The following is a 16,260-nucleotide window of genomic DNA, read 5'->3' as shown; positions in this document are numbered from 1 at the left end:
TCAGGCGCTCTCCGTGCCCTCGGCCCTGGCGGGCTGCGGTTGTTGCGCTTGCCGGGGCGTCGTCCGGTCGAGTGCTTCGGCGACCTGCTGCGCCAGGTCCCCGGCGTTCTGCGCGGCCCGCCCGTCGATCTTTTCCGACGTGACCGTGACCTGGGTGCCGTCAGGCCGGGTGATGGTCACGGTCTGGTTGACCTTACGGCTCTGAAGCCAGGCGACGACCGCCGCGGCGACGGCTGCGGTCAGCCCGCCCGGCGCAAGCAGCAACGGCACGATCTCCGTAACTCCACCGCTCATACTCCCGGGCTCCGGAGTTGCGGCAACCGGCGCCCCCACGCGACTCCGCAGCTGCGGATCCCGCCGCAGCCACTCCCGCAGATCGTCCGTCTCGGCCGGTCCGCCGGCGTCCAGGGTGATCCTCACGTGCCCTCCGGAAGATGGGTGATGCACAGAGCCTCCTGAGGCTAGCCGCGTACCCCTCCCACCACCAGGCAAGATCCGTACGGAAGTTGGCCTGAATCAAGACAACTCCGCTGCGGCCAGGCCCCGCAGAGGCCAGCTGATCAATCTCCGCACGCAATCGTGAGCGAGGTGACCGTTTCCATGCGCCGGCGGGTGCCGTCACCGCCGAACGCACAGCGACGTCAACGCCATGTATCCAGCGGCGTCCCCGGACCGAGGTCCGTACGGCCACACCTGCTGCACCAGACTGAGCGCCAGCCGTGACCGCCGTCGAGCCGGACGGCGGGCACTGACCCGACTCGACCGACGTCGAGCCTTGAGCGGCGAGGCCAACCGGCGGCAGTCGATCACCGCTGTCACGGCGGTGTGCGGGGGCCCCGGAGGCCAGGGGAGTTGCGCCTGGAGGGACCGGCCGGATGTTGCCAGGGACGCCACCATGCTGAGAGCCCCCGCAGTGTTGACGTAAGAGACCGTGTCGGCCGCTGTGCCCTGTTGCCTGCCGGGTCGCCGGCGCCTGTGGTGCCGGCCCATGCCGGGCCGCCTTCGCCCAGGGTCTGCGAGCCCTGCTCGGCGGGCCCTGGTACCAACCCGCACAATGAGGCCATGGCCCAACAGCCCGCCCAGCAGGAGCCCCTGATAGGGACCTCCGTTTCGCGCCTGCCCCGCCGCTTGTGCCGCAAGTGCGGCGCCGCGCTCCGCGACCCCGTCTCGCGCTCGCGCCTCCTCGGCCCCGAGTGTGATCCCGAGCGTCGCACCGGCCACCGGCGCCACGACGTCGATCAGGAACCGCTGCCGGGCCTGTAGAGGCTTACCCATGGCAGTGGCCCCGCGCCGTGCGAAGTACGCGGGGCCACGCGGCAACCCACCACCGATCGGTCGGGGGTGTCACCGCGACCGTACGAGCCGCCGCTCCGTAAGGCCCGCCGGACGCCCGCATCCGGGTGACAGCTCAGACGGCGGTGATCTCCCGGGCCGCTTCGACCCCCATCGGCTCCGCGCCGACCGCGCGCCGCAGCTTCTCCATCGCCACCGTCACGGGTACCCGTACCGGTACCGGCCAGCACCCGTTCGGTCGGCCACCACGAAGTTCAGCGCCGTCACACCGTTCGTGTGAGCCTGCCGCACCACCTGCGGCCGCCGCGTCACCCACAGCGCCGCCGGACGCCGACATCGATCATCGATGACGAAGCCGGGCGGCAGCGGCCAGGACCGGGGTGGTCACGGCGGTGGCGGCGGCGCCGAGTGTGGTGTCGGTGGCCAGGATCAAGCGGACCGTACGCATGGCGAGGGTGAGGACCTCGCTGCCGCGCCGGCGCATGCCCTTCTCGAACTGGTATACGGCGTCGGTCGTCGTCGTATCGCCGTCCTTGACATCGCCCAGGTGGTGAAGCAGGGCGGCGGCATCGCGGATTGCCGCGCCCGCCCCCATTCTGGCGGTGGGCGGTGTCGCGTGGACGGCGTCGCCTATCGCGGTGATGCGGCCCGCAGGCCATGGCGCGAGCTCGGTGGCGCGGGTCGAGGCGGCGTTGAAGCGGTACGCGGCCAGGCTGTGCGGGTCGGCGCGGGCGATGACGTCAAGCATGTGCTCGGCCCAGCCCTGCGCCCGGAAACGCCTCAACAGCGCGGCCTGCAACGCGCCGTCGTGCAATGCGCGGAGGGAGTCGGTCGCGGGTGATTCGGGGAACATGGCGCCCCAGATGTAGGTGGGACCGGTGGTGAGGGACATCCGTAGCTCGGGTGCGTCGAGCGTGGCGTTGCCGACCGGGTCCAGAAAGCCGATGTACAGCGCTGCTCCCCGGGGGCCGATGACTATCGCCGATCGATTCCCGAGCTGTTGCTGTACACCGGGACTCAGGTCAGCGCGGAGGGTACGGCCGGAGAACCCGACGATGCCCGCCGGGCTGTTGGTCCGGCCTCCCGCCAGGTGCTGGGCGACCAGGGAGTGCGTGCCGTCCGCGCCCACCACCAGGTCCGCCGGGACGGGTGCGGCGTCGGCGAACAGCACTCGGGGCACGCCGTCGTCGCCCTGGCCGACGCCGGACACCGCCCGTCCCAGATGCAGGTCAGGGCCCACCTCCTCGGCCAGCAGCATGCGCAGAGTGATGCGATCGACATCGATGCCGGGGTGGTTGCTGAGGTCCGGTCCGTGGCCGAGCAGCCGGCCGCGACGGTCCCACCACGCGTCGCGGTCGCGCAGTCTCAGCGCCGAGGACGACGCCAACAGCCGCTGCATGGTCTCCGGGGCCACCAGCTCCCGCAGCGCCGACTGGGCCCGCCCGTCCAGGGTGATGTGGTAACCGCCTGTCGCCGTCACGTCGGTGTCGCGGTCGAACACCGTCACTTCTAACCCCCTGCGGCGCAACCCCGCCCCCAGAGCCAGTCCACCGATTCCGCCGCCGACCACGACAACACGCATACCAGTCCGTCCTTTTCATCACCTTTGGCCTCCACGGGCACTCCACAGTGACACTGGTAGTGGACACGGAGCGGCCACTACCGGGCAGGATGGGACGATGGCGAGCACCTCAGGACGGGCATTGCGGCTACTGTCCCTGTTCGGATCGCGCCGCCTGTGGCCCCTGCGCGAGCTGGCCACCACACTTGAGGTGAGCGAGCGCACCGTCCGCCGCGACATCGAGACCCTGCGTCGGCTCGGGTACCCGGTCACCACCGTCCACGGACCCGACGGCGGCTATCGGCTCGGCGCCGGGCACACCCTCCCTCCACTGCTGTTCGATCACGATCAAGCCCTTGCGGTCGCGGTGGCGCTGCAGACCGCGCCCAGTACGGTGTTCGGTCTGAGAGACGACGCGGCGCGGGCGCTGGTGACCCTGGAACAGGCCATGCCCGCTGCGCTGCGGGAACACATGAAATCTCTACGCCTGACCAGGTTGCAGAACTACTGGGAGTTCCCGGCGCCTCCCATCGACTCGGCTGCGCTGACCGCCGTCGGGGCTGCGGTGCGCCACCGCCACATACTCGTCACCGAAACGCTGCGCGCCGACGGCTCACGCCCCGAAACCGGCGACGACGACTTCCTGCCCGCCCGCCCCATCGAGCCCCACCATCTGGTCGTCTGGGCCGGCCGGTGGTACCTGGTCGCGTACGACCTTGGAGACCACCAGTGGCGAGTGCACCGTGTCGACCGGCTCCGCCCCCGCCCCACGACACACCGCTTCGGTCCGCGCCAACCTCCCTACGACGACCTCGCTCAGTTCGTCATGAGCAGCCACGATCGCGGCGACATCCCCGCCGCCTGGCCGTGCAACGGCACAGCCCGACTCAACTTGCCGGCGAGCATCGTCGCCCGCTGGGCACCAAGCGGCTCGGTCGTCGAACACCTCGACACCGAGCACTGCCGCCTCGCTCTCGGCGCCTGGTCCTGGGCCGGCATCGCCGGGATCCTCGCCACCTTCGATACCGAACTCACCGACCTCCACCCGCCTGAACTCGCAGACGCCTGCCGCCGGCTTGCCTGCCGGTTGGCCGTCGTCGTGGACACCGAAAGAGGACCGTAGTCGTCTGTGCCGACCCCGGCCGACAAGAGCCCCGGGCCGCCGTGGCGGCCCGGCACCCCTGCCCCGGTCGACGCGGACACTCCGAGCGCGGAGACATGCGCTCGGCTACGCCCGCTGCTCGACCCTGACCCAGGAAACCCAGCCCCAGCTGGACGCACTCGCCGCAAGGAACATTTCCCAGGACAGATCGTCGCCGAGAAGATCAGCACTGCGTACGGGGCCCCGAAGTTCGGGGCTGCGCTCGCCGCCGCCCGGGAGATCAAGGCCCACGCCCAGCACTGACGCAACCGGCTGCGGCGTACGGATCTGGAAGTGGCGGCGCCCAGCCGGGCGGCGACACCGGCGCCGAGGCGAGCGAAGCCGCCCCGCAGCCCAACGGGATCCCCGCTGGTCACCCTTGCCAAGGGAGCAAGCCGCCGACGAGAACGGCGTGGCTGTCCTGAGCGACGATCTCGTCCATCTGCGCGGCAGCCTGCCGACAGCCGCCGGACGTTGGCCGAGCGCAGCTGACAGGGGACCTCCCGGGCGCTCGGCAGGGCCGTCGCCGTCCGAGCCGCGGCCGACGCCACCACGCTGGACCGCGGGGTCACCACCGAGTTCCTGCGAGGCATGCTCGCCGATCGACGGATCGGGCGGTCCGCCGCCACGTGCCTGTCAGGTGCCTCGGTAGCAGGGCACCTCCCGCCCCCCGGTCGGGATGGTCTGCATCGCCATCTGGTCGGCAGGGCGCCATTCAGGACCTCGTAGAGGCCGTAGCAACGGCGGCGCGAACCTCCAGGGCCACTGCCCTGCACTGCTGCGACGTGAGGTGCGACGAAGGCCGCGGGTGAAGACGGTGGTCGAAGCCGTCAGTCGTGGGTACAGATGGGTAGCCCTTGCGCCTCCTGGCCCATCGCAACAGAGGAAGGCTTCATGACCGCATCCCCACAGCGCCATTCGGCGGATGTCATCGTCGTCGGCGCGGGACCGGCCGGCTGCACCGCCGCTCACTATTTGGCGCTGGCAGGCCACGACGTCCTGCTGCTGGAGAAGGGCGTCTTCCCGCGGGACAAGATCTGTGGAGACGGCCTCACCCCGCGCGCCGTGAAGGAACTCATCGACCTGGGCCTCAGCATCGGCGGTGATGGCTGGATCAGAACGCGGGGCCTGCGGGCTCACGGCTCCGGCACGACGGTGGAGATGCCCTGGCCCGGTGGAGGGCCCTTCCCTGACTTCGGGCTCGTACGCAGCCGCATGGATTTCGACCACCTTCTCGCAAGGAAGGCCGCGGCGGGCGGGGCGCTCCTGATCGAGGGAGCCAAGGTAACTGAGCCCCTCGTCGACCCGACGACCGGTCGCATCTGCGGCGTGATCGCTCAGCAGAATGGCACCACTCGCACCTACCGGGCGCCGTTGGTGGTCGCTGCCGACGGTGCGTCGAGCCGCCTGGCCGTTGCCCTCGGCCTTCAGCAACGCAAGGACCGACCCATGGGTGTGGCCGTACGCCGCTACTACACGGCGCCGCATCATGACGAGGACATGTTGGAGGCCTGGCTCGACCTGGAGACACGCGACTCCCGTAATCGAACATACATGCCGTTCGGTTACGGGTGGGTCTTTCCCGTGGGCAGGGGCGAATTCAACGTGGGCCTGGGCACCTTCCACATCGGGGTCAAACCCAAGATCGACCACCGACAACTGTTCAGAGAATGGACGGCACGTCTTGCACCTGCCGGGTACTTCGGCGAAGCCCACGCTCTCGGTCCGCTGCGCGGAGCGCCTCTTCCCGCCGGCCTCAACCGGTGTCCGCTCTACACACGCGGTCTGCTTCTGACCGGTGACGCCGGCGGGATGATCAATCCTCTCAGCGGCGAAGGCATCGACTACGCGATGGAGTCCGGACGCCTGGCAGCCGAAGCGGTCACCCGGGCGTTCGCGCGACCCACTGCGCATGCACGCGAAGAGGCCCTGCTCGCCTACCCGGAGATCATCCGCGACGCCTACGGTCGGTACTTCACGGTCGGGCGCCTCGTCGTCCACGCCCTCAGCCACCCGGCTGTCATGAAGCTCGTCGCCACGAAGGCCCTTCGCCGCCCCACCCTGCGACGCTTCATGTTCAAACTCTGGGTCAACCTCGCGGACCCGTACAGCAAGGACGCTCTCGATCGCGTCATCACCGTCCTTCAACGCGCCGTCCCGGCAGCCTGACGAGGGGATGGGGGAACGCAAACGGGCTCACCGTCTGCACGCTCCTCACACCCACTCCGCGGGCAACCCGACACCGGCCACCCCCCTCTGGCAGGCCGCAACATCTCCCACCCACGGCCCCGCCATCTCCAGCACGCTAGGGGATGAGGATTCCTGAAACGGCTCTGTTCGCAGTTTCGTGAAACCGGGCCGTGGCGTGGCTGATGGCGGGGGTCGGACTTCTGCTCCGCATTCCTCGCCCTTCAGACGGAGGCGGATCGTTCGCTGAGTTGATCCGTCTCGTGGGCTGCCCAGACAGAGTGAAGACATGACAACCCACATGACGCACATCAGCAGGACGGCGACAGAACGGCCAGTTCCCCGGTGGGCCGCCGGCGCAGCTCATGCGATGCCCTTGGTCGCACTGCCGGTGTGCCTGTGGCGTCTGCCGATCGCCTTCGGCCATGGCATGGGCGGGGAGGTCTTGCCCCCGTCACCGTGGAACATTCCCTACGTCGTCGGACTCAGCGTTCTGTCCGAGGTATTCGCCCTGCTCAGCTTCGGCCTGGTCCGCCGGTGGGGAGAGGTCGTTCCCACCTGGGTTCCCAGGCTGGGCGGCAGACGCATCCCGCCGTTCGCAGTGATCCTCCCTGCGGCGATAGGCGGCCTCATGTTCACCGCCCTGATGGTCCACTGGGCGTTCGGAGTCTTCCGCCTGGGCGGTGCCGACGGCTTCCCGTACGCGGAGGGCTGGGACGTGCTGGCGATGACGGTCAGTGGCCTGTTCACCTTGTGGGGCCCCTTGCTGCTGGCACTGACATTCGCGTACCACCGCCGTCGGCGCTCTAGCTGAAACGCGGGCGCAGGCCGAGGGACCGGCGGAGGCCGGCTCACCGCTGCAGGCTCTCCTCGGCGGCCCGTCGCCCTCCGGGCGAGGGTCGTCACCGATGATGGGGATCGGCATCCGCCTCTTCACCAGCCTGGCTCGGTGCCCTAACGCCACATATCCGCGCCGTCGCGACCGCTTGGGTCCATCGTCAAGAGGTCTTCGTGAAGACCTGAGAGGGGTCGGCCGGTGGGGCGTCCGTCTTCGCCGGACTCCATGACCGACCAGCCGACATCGACCCTGGACACGTCACGTCCCCGCCGCAGTCGAGCTCGTCCACCGTAGCGAACACCGCTTCGTAGGCGATGGCCCGAGCCAGCAGCACCAAGTCGTCCCGGTCCGCCCCCGCCTCCAACAAGCGCCGAGCGCCGCCACCTGTTCCAGAGCTCCCGGGGCGGCCCAGCCATCGATCGCGCCCCGCCACAAGGAGCGGAGCAGCAAGAACCGAGCCAGCTGCGGCCGGTCCTCATCGACCTCAGAACGCACCCAATCCGGTGCGTCAGCCGCACCAAGGGCCTCGAACTGCGTGCGAAGTGACTCCGCCTCGGCTCGCTTCGAGCATGTCAGTCCGGACAACCATGACTGCCTCATCACCTCGACATCATTCATCGCACCAGGGTTCACCGCCGGACGCGCCGCTTCGTCTCCGGGCAGTCGCGCCAGCCGCGGTCCCGGCAGAATCGGATTTCGCCGCCTCGGTGTGGGCCCTCAGCCTGGCGGCCATGCGTGCCTTGTTCGTCGGATGACAGCTGAGCCACATCTTGAGCTGCCGAGCAGTCTCTGGGTATCCCAGATGCTGGCGAGAGGCTTCGTCATCGCGCCACTCGATCGACGGTCGGCAGCTCCTGCGGCCTGAGGCTGCGGACCTTGTGGTCGAGGCTGGCGAAGTAGATCGGGCAGCCGGGCCGGCAGGCCGCGACCGCGACCGCGAGTGCGACGGCGATGTGGGTATTGCCGAGCTCGGGCTGTCCGGGGAGGGAGTGTTCGCCTTCGCTCGACGAAGGACAGGGCCACAGCGGTCAGCATCAACGACGTCGCCCTCGACCTCATCATCTGAATAGCCGCCCACTGCCCAGGCCCGCCAACCAGCCAGGTCACCGGCCTGTGTGCAAGGCCAGACAAGGAAGTTCTCCGGCGACACCCTGCACTTTCAGCGCGGAACGATGTGAAGCCCTTGATCTGCGATCTTTCGTCATGTTCTGGTGGCCAACTGCTCCGGTGCGGTGACGGGCTTGCGCGTCTTGGGCGTGTCTGACAGACCGGGAGGCTGGCGCCCAAAGGATTGTGGCGGCCGCACGACCGGCCCCAACGACAACTCCGACCGCCATAGCGAAATGGGACGTGGTGTGGCCAGAAAACAAAAGCGGCAACGGGGTTTCGGCGCAGCAGGCGTGGCGGTAGCCCTCATCTGGGGATGCGCCGCTGCTGGGAACGCTCGGCCGTCCGAGGAGACGGCGGACGGCTTCCAGCGGGCGGCCGAGCAGGCCGCAGCAGAGTTCGGTGTCCCGAAAGACGTGCTTCTCGCCGTCAGCTACGAGTCCTCCTGGTGGGAGGGCAATCACGGCCGCCCGAGTACCAAAGGTGGCTACGGTCCGATGCACCTGACAGACACGACGTCCGGGAAGACGTACGCCCACCGCCCAGGCGAAGGGCCGGTCGATGCCACGGGCACCGACGACCCATCCGAGCACACATTGCAGGCTGCCGCCGAAATGATCGGCGTTGCACCCCGGACGCTCAAGAGGGACGAACTGCAGAACCTCCGGGGTGGCGCTGCTCTCCTCGCCTCGTACCAACGGCAGATCACTCGTGAGATCTCGCCAGATCCAGGTAGCTGGTACGGGGCTGTGGCGCGATACAGCCAGGCCCACGACACCGCGACGGCCGGACAGTTCGCCGATGGCGTGTTCACGGTGATCCGCACCGGCAAACAACGGGTGCGCGAGGACGGCCAGACGGTGTCGTTGTCGAAGAGCCCAGCCGTTCGTCCGGCGAAGTCACAGCTCGCGTCCCTGAGGTTGCGGACGCTACCCGCAGCGGTGGTGCCGGAGTGCCCCAGCGAGATGAACTGCCGGTTCGTTCCTGCTGCTGCCTCGAACTACCAGGTGTCTGCGAGGAACTCCAACGGCATCGACGTCGACTTCATCGTCATTCATGACATCGAAGGGCCCTACGACGCGGGAATCAGCTGGTTCCAGGACCCGTCCAGCGGGGTTTCCGCGCATTACGTGATGAAGGCCGACGGCAGCGAGGCAACCCAGATGGTTGCCACCAAGGACATTGCTTTCCACGCCGGAAACTACTGGGTCAATCTGCACGGCGTCGGAATCGAACTGGAGGGGTACGCTGCCCAGGGGCCCACCTGGTTCACCCCGGCCCAGTACAAGGCGACTGCCGCGCTGGTGGTCTACCTGGCACGACGCTTCGACGTTCCACTGGACCGCAAGCACATCGTCGGGCACGACAACGTCCTTCCACCGCGGCCGGCCCGGGCGCCGGACGCACACTGGGACCCCGGCCCCTACTGGGACTGGGAAAAGTTCATGGCTCTCCTCGCCGCCGATGACCGCCAGGAGCCCGGGGCCAAAGGGGGAGCGGGAGGCGGGAACATCGAGATCGGGCAGGCGGTCACCATCGCACCCGAGTACGGCAAGAACGCGCAGACGGTGACGGTATGCGACCCGAAGTGCCAGACGCAGAGCCAGCCTTCGAACTTCCTCTACGTCCGCACGGCGCCCCGCGACGATGCCCCGCTCGTCTCCGATCCCGCCCTCCATCCGGACGGGGCGGCGGGAACCGACCGTATCGACGACTGGGGTGCCACCGTGATGTGGGGACAGGAATTCGTGGTCGCCGACGTGCGAGGGGAGTGGACGGCCATCTGGTTCAGTGGGCAGAAGGGATGGATCCACAACCCGGCGGGCGTGCACACCCGCCCCGCCCCGAACGCGCGGATCGTGCGCCCCGCGAGCGGCGCACAGTCGGTCTCCATTTACACAACGGCTTACCCTCGCGTCGACGAGTACCCCCAGGGAGTGGCTGCATCGGAGCAGACGCAGTTCAACATGTACGCGTTCCCGCAGGGGCAGGCGTATGTGGCCGCTCGCACGCCGGTGGGTGCCGACGACTTTTTCCCCGCCACACCCACACGCCCGGAGATCGTGGTCACTGGTGACCAGAAGTACGACGTGATCCAGTACAACCGCCGCCTGGCTACCGTGAACAACGCGGAGACAGATGGCTGAGACCTGGATGACGTCGTCTCACGTGGCACGTTTTGCGAGCTTCTTGTAGCGGGTCAGGGCGGCGACCGGGCCGAGGGAGGCGAGGAAGTGTGAGCCCTCTCGTTCGTCTCGGACGGTGAGGCGGCGGTAGCCGAAGAGCCAGGCGGTCGGCCGTTCGATCTTCCAGCGGTGCCGACCGAGGCATTCGCCGGACTCGATGCCGGGCCGCGCGGTGCGCGCGACGACCCCGCGCTCGCGCAGCCAGGCCGACCGGCCTCGGCGCATATATGAAACGGCGATGCGCGGTGGCGGGGGAGCTGGCAGTCCTGTTGCTGGCGTGTTCACTGCTCGTCCGGCGAAGTGGTGGGACCGCTCCGGTGACGAGCGATCCGTGTTCACGGCCGTGGTGTGCACGCTGACCAGCGGCTGCGCCTGGCGGCATCTGCCGCCGACGTCCGGCACGTCGATAGATCAGCACCCACAACCGGCAGCATGCCGCACGAACATCACGTCACGTGAGACAACCTCTAAGCCTTGATTGATGCGGCCGACTTGGCGGCCTGCTCGATCTTCGCGCAGTGGGCGGCTGCACGGGCTTCCTCGTCGATCTGCTTCTCGAGTTCGGCGCGCAACCCGGTCCTGCCGTCGAGGCCCCGCGCAGGATATCGGCGTGCCCGGCCTGCCGGATGGACTCGCTGAGGACATGGACCATGAGGGCGAACAGGTTCGTGTCGGCGTAAGGGTCCGGCCACCACTACACGTGGCCGGGGGCGTCGAGGGGAAGCTCGTTGATCGTCGCGTCCGAGCGCTCCCACATGCGCCGGTAGAACCCGATGATCTGATCGCGGGTCTCGTCCTCGGTCGCTCACAGATCGCTGCCGTTGGAGTCCTGGCACCGGGGCAGTGGTCCCGGGGAAGGGGGGGGCCGTCGACTTGTCGGCGGCCGGCTGCAGCCGACGAGTCAACGGGCGTATGCAGGCGTCGGGACTGGCCGTGGTGGGCCTAGTCTCTGAGGGATGCAGCGAGCTGAGGTTCTGAAGCGAGTGATTGGCATCCTGACGGAGGCTGAAGAGATTCGTCGCGCCGCGGAGGCTGGTGAGGAAGAGGACGGCTCCGAGTTCGGATCCAGCGTGGTGACGCAGATGTTGAATGAAATGCTGCCGGCCATCAGCGTGCCGGCCGATGCCACCCCGCAGGAGGTGGCCCGGCTCGTCGCTTCAGCTCTTGGTCCCGCGTTGCAGACCATGGTCGCCGGCTTCACCTTGGCGTTCAGCAGCCTGGCCATGGCGCACGACAGGGGGCAGAGCGACATCTCCTCGGCCGAGGTGCTGCAGACGCTGGCCTTCCAGGTGGAGGCCGGGCTGTTCGACGAAGGCCCCTGAGGACGCGTTCCATGGCCGGTCACGGGGGACTGACCGGCAGGAGTGTGCCTCTGAGAGCACGCACGTGCCACGCACCGCGGGCGGCCTCGATCAGCGGTCGCGCGCTGTGCTTGCGTGGACGGCCGACCACCGTTGGCGGCGCCGGATGGCACGTGCCTACGACGACCTGGCTGGCCACCTCGCCAAGGGGAACTGGCCCAACCTCACCTGCACTGCCTACGAGATGGCCCTGCACCTGAACCATTGAGGACGCTCCGATGTACCTGGAAGACCGCCCGGAGGAGGACCACCACGACTCCCTTTCGGAGTATGAGGACGACTACACCTGGGACAGCTGCTCGGATCCGCTGTTCCGGGACCACGACGTCCTGATGCTCTTCCAAACGGCTTCAGCCGGATCGAGGACCCTGAGAACCACACGGACCAGTCCAGGAGCGCGGGTTACCTCAGGCAAGCCACCTGGAACCCTCTTCGACCTCCGCAGCCTTGAGATTCCCCCAGCGGTTGACCGCAGCCAGGGCCCGCCCTGACCGCGCTCACGGTCTCAGGCTCCGATGTCTCGACCGCTGAGGTGGGTTCGGCCGGTGTGGTCGTGGGGTGGATCAAGCGGTAAGAGCCACCGGTCGGCGCGAGTGGGCACGAGCCATACCCGGTGGTCGTCCACTGGAACGGCAGCGCGCGGGGGAGCTCTCCACCAGGCATGCGCGTGTGGTTGTCGAGAACACCACAGCGCCCGTCTCTCCGTGTCTCATGAGACACGGAGAAGTCTGCAGGATGACGGTACTACCAGCTCGTCGCTGAGAGGTTGATCCCGCTCCGACCCGGAGGCAACTGATGGTCCTCGCCGAGGGGGCCCGATAGTGTGACCTGGTCCGCTGACAAGGCGATGGGGGCAGCATGCGTATTGCGGTGACGGGGGCAGCGGGCGGGCTGGGCGGCCGGGTGGTGCAGTTGCTCGCGGACCGGGCCGACGTGGACGTCGTGGCGATGGCCAGGCGTAAGCTGCCGACCGAGTCAATACCGCCGCAGGTGGAGGTCGCAGTAGCCGACTACGCCGATCCGCCCGCGCTGCGTGCGGCGCTGAAGGGTGTGGACACGCTGGTCTTCGTTTCCAGTGACGGGCCCGATGCGCAGATGCTGCTGCACCACCGCAACGTTGTCGCCGCCGCGGCGGCTGAGCGCGTCGGCCATGTAGCGGCGCTGAGCAGCGTCGACGCCGACACGGCGTCCCCCTTCTGCTACGCCGTGGTCAACCGGCTCACCGAGGACATGCTCCTGGCCTCCGGCGTCCCGTGTTCGTTCGCCAGGGCTTCGCTGTACATCGAGTTCTTCCAGGGCTGGCTCACCGAGGCGCGCGCCACCGGGCTGCTGAGGCTCCCGGCGGCGGATGGCCGGATCTCCCTGGTGGCGCGCGACGACGTGGCCCGCGCCCTTGTCGCACTCGCGGTGAGTGAGCCGACCGGCCGTCACCATGACATCACAGGCCCCGAGTCGGCGGACCTGGCAGGCATCGCCTCGATCGCCGCGGAGGCATGGGGCACACCCGTCGCCTACGTGGACATCCCGGCTGACACATACTGTGTCGAGACGGCGGCGACCGGCCTGGATCCATGGTGGCTGTACGCCTTCTCGTCCATGTTCGACTCGGTACGCGAGCAGCGCTGGGACCGAGTCCGAAACGACTACACCCAGCTGACCGGGCGCCTCCCCCTCGCTCTCCATGACGTCCTATCAGCACAGAGGTGAGTGGGCCGGACGCCGGCGAGCGGCCGACAACGACGCTCGCAGGGCCAGATCAAGCTTTCGGTCACCCTTGACCGGCCATGCCGGATCTGGGCTTCGGCCGGCTGCCGGGCGGCGTCTCCCGTATGGGGCCGGGGTTTCAGCCGGTGATGGACATCTCTGAAACCGCATGTACCGGGCAGCCGACCTGCCCGGTACACCGCTGGTGCGGGCCTTCATGAGAAGGCCCGCACCAGCGCGGCGAGGCGCCCCGATCGAGTGTCACTCCTGGACGTGCAGGTCCGGCAGTTCGCGCATGTTGTCGAAGACGATGGTGGCCCGGGCCTGCGAGTCGTTCGGTGGGCGCCGGGCCTCCGCGTAGCCGAAAGCCCGCATCCTTGCTGCCCGTGCCCCGCAACGTCGGACCGCCTGTCTGTCGCCGTGCCGGGCGCGGGCTCGCAGCGGGTCTGCCACGGACGGGTGGAGGGCCGGGCGCCAACGGTTGCTCCGCCTGCCCGGGACGAGGCGCCGGACCGACTCATCGAGCCCCAGTTTTGAAGATGACGGCATCGACTTACAGGGGGTGGGGGCGGTGTTGTACCGCGCCGCTGGACCGGCCTCGGGGCGGATGGCTGCTTCGTCCGCCCCGGAGGTGCCGGTCCCCGGTCAGCCGATGCGGGTGAGCCGGGTGCCGATGGAGGGTTCGGACAGCTCGCGGTCGACCACGACCGGTACGCTCCTGGCAGCCGCTCCCTCGCCCACGGTCAGCACGCCCACCTCGGCGCCCGCCGCGGCCGTGCGCGGAACCGCGGCCTTCGCCCCGTTCCTGCCGCTGAGGGCCAGTCGGAGCGTCTGCCCGGGGGCGGCGACGACTTTCAGCTCCGCGCCGGCCACGAGCGGCGTGCGGCCGCCGAGCCCGTCGTCGATGTACCCGACCGTGTCGCCCTTGCGGACCACCGTGGCCGAGGTCAGGGCGCCGCGGACGGACTCTATGACCTTCTTGCTGTTGGCGAGCACCAGGGCCAGGCTCCGGGTCGCGTTGGGATCCGGGCCGTCCGCACGCTGCTCCATCAGCGCACCCAGGATCAGCGGGGTTTCGTCGCCGACGGACTTGTAGCCCGCCCAGACCAGCGCGCCGCCGGCCGGGGTGCTCGAGCCGGTCTTGATGCCGCGAATGCTCAACTCGGGGGCGCTGAGCAGGGTGTTGTTGTTGATCAGCCGCTGGGACAGGTTCTTGATCTCGGCGTCCGGCATGGCGACCACGGAGCGGAACACGTCGTTCTTCATCACCGCCTCGGCGAGCTTGAGCTGGTCGACGGCCGTGCTCACAGTGCCCGCGTCCAGGCCGCTCGGGTCGGTGTAAATGGTGTCGTTCATGCCGAGTTCGCGGGCGGCGGCGTTCATCTGCTCCACGAACGCCGCCTCGGAACCGCTGCCGGTGGACCAACGTGCCAGCAGCCGGGCCGCGTTGTTGCCCGAAGGGATCATCAGCATCTTGAGCATGTCGAGCTGGCTGTAGGTGCTGCCCTCGGTGAGCCCCTCGATCCGCGACTCGTCCTGGGACCGGCCCTCCGCGACGGTCTTGGCGTCGACGGTGATGGTGGGACCGGCCTCGCCCTTGCGTAGAGGATGGTCCTTGAGCACGACGTACGCCGTCATGATCTTGGCGACGCTCGCGGTCGGCACCGGCTTCTGCGCGCCGAACGTGCCGATCGTTCCCGAACCGGGGAGGCGCACGGCCCCTTGGCCCTTCCCGGGCCAGGGGATGGTGAGCTGCCCCTCCACGGTGTGCGTCCGCTCGGTCGCGAGGAGCTGGGGGGCGGGCAGCGGACGGAGCAACTGGGCACCGGCCACAGCACCGGCGAGGAGCAGGAGCAGAGGGGTCCACACCTTGACCCGCCGTCTCGCGGCGCGGCGCGGGGTCTCGGCCGGGGGAGGGGTGTTGGTCAGCTGGGCGAGCAGGGTGAGCGGGGCCTCGGCGGACTCCGCCGCCTCCTGGGTGCGAGGGGTCGCGGGCTCGGACGGGCGCGGGGCGGCGGCCGGCGGGGCCGTCGGGAGGGCGAAGTTTGCCGTCGGGGTGTCCGGAGCCGTTGGCACGGCAAGGGCACGGGTGCGCTGGTCGTCCTCCTCGGGCCGCGCCCACGAGGGCGCGGCCCGGCCGAGTCCGTCCGCCGTGCGGGAGTCGACCGGCACGACACCCCGCTTGGTGGCCGGGGCTACGGTGCCCAGGACGGCGGTTGCCTGGTCCACGGCCGGTCGCGACTCCGCCGCGGAAGGGGCCTCGTCGGACTTGGTACGGGAGGCGGCGTCGCGGGCGGCAGCGGCGGAATCGGGCTGGCCGTCGCCCCGGGCCGCCACCGGCCGGGCAGGTGTGGGGCCAGACGACCCGGGACCGATCTCGGCCGCTGCCGAGGGGGCGGCGTCGGGTCGGTGCTCGGTCCGGGGCCCGTCCTCGGCGTCGGACCCGCCCTGGACGTTGGGCCCGTCCTTGGCGTCAGTCCTGTCCTCCGACTCGGAGACGCCCTCGAGCCAGGGCCCGTCCTCGGCGTCAGTCCCGTCCTCAGACACGGACACGCCCTCCGCGTCGGAGTCGGCCTCGGGCCGGGGCCCATCCTCCGAGGGGGCCGCGGATCTCTTGGTCACAGGAGCGGTCTTCGGCGTACCCGCATCCCCACACGGGGTCGCGTCGTTGCCAGCGGCGGTGACCGCCGACGAAGCGCCGGCGATGGACGCCGGAGCGCCCTCCTTCACCGGATCCCCCGGCTCTGGCCCGGTCGCCACGGGCTCTGGCAGGCCGTCGGCAGGGCGCTCTCCTCCCACGCCCTCTTCCCGCGCGTTCGTTCGACGGTCGTCGGATACAGCCCCCGTCTCCGAGTCGTTCTCGTGCTCCGGAGACTCTGGGC

The 16,260-nt window shown here is 69.3% G+C and carries 12 protein-coding genes and 1 pseudogene; 7 read left to right on the top strand and 6 right to left on the bottom strand.

The genetic code is table 11. The features are described 5' to 3' along the window. Nucleotides 1-420 (bottom strand): hypothetical protein, encoded by a 420-nt coding sequence (locus tag ACFY8U_RS06895; protein ID WP_389566662.1) that lies wholly within the window; start codon nucleotides 418-420, stop codon nucleotides 1-3. 642 nt (nucleotides 421-1,062) lie between these two features. Here ACFY8U_RS06895 and ACFY8U_RS06890 point away from each other — a divergent pair. Further along, nucleotides 1,063-1,263, top strand: a complete 201-nt coding sequence (locus tag ACFY8U_RS06890; protein WP_389566659.1) for a hypothetical protein — start codon at nucleotides 1,063-1,065, stop codon at nucleotides 1,261-1,263. Nucleotides 1,264-1,633: 370 nt separating this feature from the next. On the opposite strand, the gene ACFY8U_RS06885 is transcribed toward ACFY8U_RS06890, so the two are convergent. Then, entirely contained in the window at nucleotides 1,634-2,875 is a 1,242-nt protein-coding gene (locus ACFY8U_RS06885; protein ID WP_389566656.1) for an FAD-dependent oxidoreductase, read from the bottom strand. Between the two features lie 97 nt (nucleotides 2,876-2,972). Between ACFY8U_RS06885 and ACFY8U_RS06880 the strand changes: the two genes are divergently transcribed. The 3 genes from ACFY8U_RS06880 (at nucleotide 2,973) to ACFY8U_RS06870 (ending at nucleotide 6,996) form a co-directional block, all read left to right on the top strand. Continuing rightward, on the top strand, nucleotides 2,973-3,977 hold the full coding sequence (locus ACFY8U_RS06880) for a helix-turn-helix transcriptional regulator (RefSeq protein ID WP_389566653.1): 1,005 nt from the start codon (nucleotides 2,973-2,975) through the stop codon (nucleotides 3,975-3,977). 912 nt (nucleotides 3,978-4,889) lie between these two features. After that, nucleotides 4,890-6,164: a geranylgeranyl reductase family protein gene (locus tag ACFY8U_RS06875; RefSeq protein WP_389566650.1), complete on the top strand. Its 1,275-nt coding sequence runs from the start codon at nucleotides 4,890-4,892 to the stop codon at nucleotides 6,162-6,164. 319 nt (nucleotides 6,165-6,483) lie between these two features. After that, nucleotides 6,484-6,996, top strand: a complete 513-nt coding sequence (locus tag ACFY8U_RS06870; RefSeq protein WP_389566647.1) for a hypothetical protein — start codon at nucleotides 6,484-6,486, stop codon at nucleotides 6,994-6,996. Between the two features lie 845 nt (nucleotides 6,997-7,841). Here the strand turns inward: ACFY8U_RS06870 and ACFY8U_RS06865 are convergent. Continuing rightward, entirely contained in the window at nucleotides 7,842-8,045 is a 204-nt protein-coding gene (locus ACFY8U_RS06865; protein WP_389568236.1) for an ATP-binding protein, read from the bottom strand. A gap of 318 nt (nucleotides 8,046-8,363) precedes the next feature. On the opposite strand from ACFY8U_RS06865, the gene ACFY8U_RS06860 reads away from it, so the two are divergent. Then, nucleotides 8,364-10,274 (top strand): N-acetylmuramoyl-L-alanine amidase, encoded by a 1,911-nt coding sequence (locus tag ACFY8U_RS06860; RefSeq protein WP_389566644.1) that lies wholly within the window; start codon nucleotides 8,364-8,366, stop codon nucleotides 10,272-10,274. Between the two features lie 18 nt (nucleotides 10,275-10,292). Here the strand turns inward: ACFY8U_RS06860 and ACFY8U_RS06855 are convergent, their stop codons facing one another. Further along, nucleotides 10,293-10,538: a hypothetical protein gene (locus ACFY8U_RS06855; protein WP_389566641.1), complete on the bottom strand. Its 246-nt coding sequence runs from the start codon at nucleotides 10,536-10,538 to the stop codon at nucleotides 10,293-10,295. A gap of 242 nt (nucleotides 10,539-10,780) precedes the next feature. Further along, nucleotides 10,781-11,172, bottom strand: a pseudogene (locus tag ACFY8U_RS06850) (DUF664 domain-containing protein); the annotation flags it as partial. 97 nt (nucleotides 11,173-11,269) lie between these two features. Between ACFY8U_RS06850 and ACFY8U_RS06845 the strand changes: the two are divergent. Together ACFY8U_RS06845 and ACFY8U_RS06840 are read left to right on the top strand one after the other, a co-directional pair. Continuing rightward, nucleotides 11,270-11,635 (top strand): hypothetical protein, encoded by a 366-nt coding sequence (locus tag ACFY8U_RS06845; protein ID WP_389566639.1) that lies wholly within the window; start codon nucleotides 11,270-11,272, stop codon nucleotides 11,633-11,635. Nucleotides 11,636-12,532: 897 nt separating this feature from the next. Beyond that, nucleotides 12,533-13,381 carry an NAD(P)H-binding protein gene (locus ACFY8U_RS06840; RefSeq protein ID WP_389566634.1) on the top strand — a complete coding sequence of 283 codons (849 nt, stop codon included), beginning with the start codon at nucleotides 12,533-12,535 and terminating at the stop codon, nucleotides 13,379-13,381. Nucleotides 13,382-14,023: 642 nt separating this feature from the next. Here ACFY8U_RS06840 and ACFY8U_RS06835 read toward each other — a convergent pair. After that, on the bottom strand, nucleotides 14,024-15,925 hold the full coding sequence (locus ACFY8U_RS06835; RefSeq protein ID WP_389566631.1) for a serine hydrolase: 1,902 nt from the start codon (nucleotides 15,923-15,925) through the stop codon (nucleotides 14,024-14,026). Between the last annotated feature and the right edge of the window lie 335 nt (nucleotides 15,926-16,260).

The sequence above is a fragment of the Streptomyces sp. NPDC012508 genome, from assembly GCF_042902595.1.
GTDB lineage: Bacteria > Actinomycetota > Actinomycetes > Streptomycetales > Streptomycetaceae > Streptomyces.
Note: the sequence above shows the minus strand (reverse complement) of the source record. Positions and strands in the feature narration are given on the sequence as shown.